4 protein-coding genes are annotated in these 3079 nt (G+C 31.9%); 1 reads left to right on the top strand and 3 read right to left on the bottom strand.

Translation table 11 applies throughout. From position 1 onward, the window contains the following. Together ACI3VO_RS12090 and ACI3VO_RS12085 are read right to left on the bottom strand one after the other, a co-directional pair. The coding region (locus tag ACI3VO_RS12090; RefSeq protein ID WP_439758159.1) for a TetR/AcrR family transcriptional regulator at positions 1 to 392 on the bottom strand (392 nt) is incomplete at its 3' end. 59 nt (positions 393 to 451) lie between these two features. Continuing rightward, positions 452 to 1096: a YczE/YyaS/YitT family protein gene (locus ACI3VO_RS12085; RefSeq protein WP_439758158.1), complete on the bottom strand. Its 645-nt coding sequence runs from the start codon at positions 1094 to 1096 to the stop codon at positions 452 to 454. A 128-nt stretch (positions 1097 to 1224) separates the two neighbouring features. Here ACI3VO_RS12085 and ACI3VO_RS12080 point away from each other — a divergent pair, with 128 nt between their 5' ends. Continuing rightward, the gene (locus ACI3VO_RS12080; RefSeq protein ID WP_439758157.1) at positions 1225 to 1743 is read left to right on the top strand and encodes a GNAT family N-acetyltransferase; all 519 of its coding nucleotides are present in this window, start codon (positions 1225 to 1227) and stop codon (positions 1741 to 1743) included. Between the two features lie 71 nt (positions 1744 to 1814). Here ACI3VO_RS12080 and ACI3VO_RS12075 read toward each other — a convergent pair. Next, the coding region (locus ACI3VO_RS12075; protein ID WP_439758156.1) for a hypothetical protein at positions 1815 to 3079 on the bottom strand (1265 nt) is incomplete at its 5' end.

Below are 3079 nucleotides of genomic sequence, written 5' to 3'. Positions count from 1 at the left end.
ATTAATTTTTCCACTGTAAAATAATAATCGTCACAATATTTTTTTATAAAATCATAGTATTTTTCTCCAAATCGATATCCTATTTTATATACAAAATTTATAGTAAAGCTTTCATCTTCTATAAATCTATCCTTCAAAGAAACTAAAAATCCCTCTAAAACTTCTAAAATAGGCTCTTTCTTTTTAGAGAAGTAATCAACAGCAAAATCGTTCTCCGTTTTAAAAGAAATTTCTGTTGCTATTTCAAAAATTTCATCCTTGCTTTTAAAATGCGAGTATATTGTCGATTTTTTTATACCAACTAGTTCAGCTATATTGGATATCGATGTTCCAGCATATCCGTTTATTGAAAAACTATATATAGCCTTTTCTATTATTTTATTTGATGACATAAAACTAAATCTCCTTTATAATTATTCGCGCCATTTCACGAATAGTTTTCTTTATATTATTATACAACTTTATTCTTTTTAAAGTTTGAAAATATCATCTTATGTTCTACATTAGGATCGAATTTAAACATCTTAAAAACTATTTCAAGCAAATACCCAAAACAGAATGCTGATATTATAGTTCCTATTCCAAAAGTTCCTCCTAATAAATAACCTACTATTACTGCACATATTTCAATTATAGATCTCAATAACCCAATTGATTTACCTGTTCTTTTGTGAAGTGCAATCATTAGACCATCCCTAGGTCCACATCCAAGCGCCGGTATCAAATACAAAACCGTAGCAAACGCCCAAATTATAAGCGCTACTACTACCATTAACACTCCCCAAAATAAATCGTGTGTTACTGGAATAATATTCATATTATCTATTACATCTATTAAAATCCCTGGTATAAATATATTACCTATAGTTGCCCAACCTAAATTTTCTCCTAAAGCAATAGATACTACAATCACTATTGTTCCTACTAACATAGATGCCTGCCCCATAGTTATTCCCGTTGTCCTGCTAATGCCTTGATGTAATACATCCCAAGGTACCAGCCCTGCATTCGAATTTACCATTATCACAACTGCAAGTGCAATTAAAACATATCCTACAGCTAAATAAGCAATATCTTTTAATATTTTTTTATTCATAATTATTCTCCCCTTACTGCACTTATTTGATAAAACTCAATATAATTAGTATAATATATTCAATCGTAATTTTGAAATATAATTAATATAAAGTCAATTACTAAAATATCAGAAAGGAAAACGTTAAAATGATTAGAAAAGCAACACAATCAGATATAGATCAAATTGTAGAAATATACAATGAAATATTTACAGAAGACGAAAAGGGTGCTCCTCAAGTTGGCTGGAAAAGAGGTATATATCCTACAAGAGAAACTGCCGAAAAATCCTTAGCTATAGGTGAATTATTTGTAGAAGAAGACAACGGCAAAGTTGTATCTGCTGGTAGAATAAACCAAGACCAAGCAATTGAATACAAGGACGCTAACTGGGAATTTGATGCACTTGATTCAGATGTCATGGTACTACATACGTTAGTGGTTTCACCTTCTGCACCTAAAAAGGGCTACGGAAGCAATTTTGTTCATTTTTATGAAGATTTTGCTAGAAAAAATAACTGCAAATTTCTGCGCCTAGATACTATGGTAACTAATAAAAATGCTAGAGCTTTTTATAAGAAGCTAGGCTATAATGAGGTTGGATTTGTAGATAGTGATTTTAATGGAATAGGAATTGTAAAATTAGTCTGCTTAGAAAAGAAGCTTTAATAAAATACTCTCTTTTAAATAAGCAAGTTTTGCTTGCTCATCTAAAAGAGAGTATCTATTTCTAAATAAAATTATTTACCAAATATACTTAATAATTTTTGCCAGAAAGTAAGTGTTTCTTCCTTCTTTTCTTCCTTTTGAACTTCTGGTTTTTCTATAGCTTCAGTTTTTATTACAAATTGTACTGATTCTACGTCTGTATTTTTATCAGATACAAATGATTTTACTTCGAAATCATCGCCTGCAAAGTTCTTTATCATAGAATCTATTTGATCGTCTATTTTTCCGTCAAGGTCTGATGTTTTATCCTTGAATTCACCAGTTCCGTCAGCGAGGTCGTTTGTTCCTTTATATAAATCGTTAGTTCCGCTGACTAAATCTAATGCGCCTTCATAGACCTTTGTGTAGCCCTTTGTTATTTTGCTGACTCCGTTTGTGTAGTCCTTTATTCCGCTATCTAATGCAGAGTAATTCTTTGTCAACTTATCTATTCCACCTTTTAATTGTGTCATATTTGCCATTAAATTATTTAATGAGTTGACTAATTCTTGTATGCTGTCGTCAAATTGCTTGTAATTGCTTTGTAGTGATATTGCTCCACTCATCAAGGTAGTTTGACCTGAAGATGTGCTCATTTGACTGTCTATTCCACTTATAAGCTGAGAGCTACCTTCTATATATGATGCATCTGCTTTTAGAAGCTTTTCTATAGAAATTAATTTGCCCGCTGTTTGCACATATTGTGTAACTGCATCTGTGTTTCCTGCTGAAGCTTGTTTATATAGTGATATTGCTTCTTGGTCTCCTTGTTGAGCTAATATTGCAATTTCTTTTGTGACACCATCAGTTCCACCTGATGTATAGGCGCTGTATAATTTTCTTTGTGTGCTAGTTATTCCTAGGGCTTCTGCTGCATTTGCGTTTTTAGCTGCTAATTCTGAGCCACTGCTGATTCCTGCATTTTTTAAACTACTGTTGTATTTGTCTATACTTGAATCAAGTGTATTCAATCCTCCTACTAAACTGTCTATTCCTGATTTTATTTGAGTAGATGCAGAAGATAGTTTTTCTAAATCACTAGATGAAGTAGAGACATTGTCAAGTGATGATTGTATAGTCTTAAGTGCACTATATACTTCGCTAGAGCCACTAGTTAAATCAGATGATTTTGAATTTAATTCATTTAATCCACTTTGTATAGTTTTAATACCATCAGCTAAAGTGACTGCACCGTTTTTTAATTTTCCTGTTCCATCATTTAAATCATTAGCTCCATCGTCTAAGTCAGACACTGCATCCTGTAGTGTTTCAATTTCGTCAGTCAAAGACGATGTGT

The organism is Intestinibacter sp. (genome assembly GCF_051866655.1).
GTDB lineage: Bacteria > Bacillota > Clostridia > Peptostreptococcales > Peptostreptococcaceae > Intestinibacter.
This window is presented reverse-complemented; position numbering and strand designations above follow the sequence as displayed.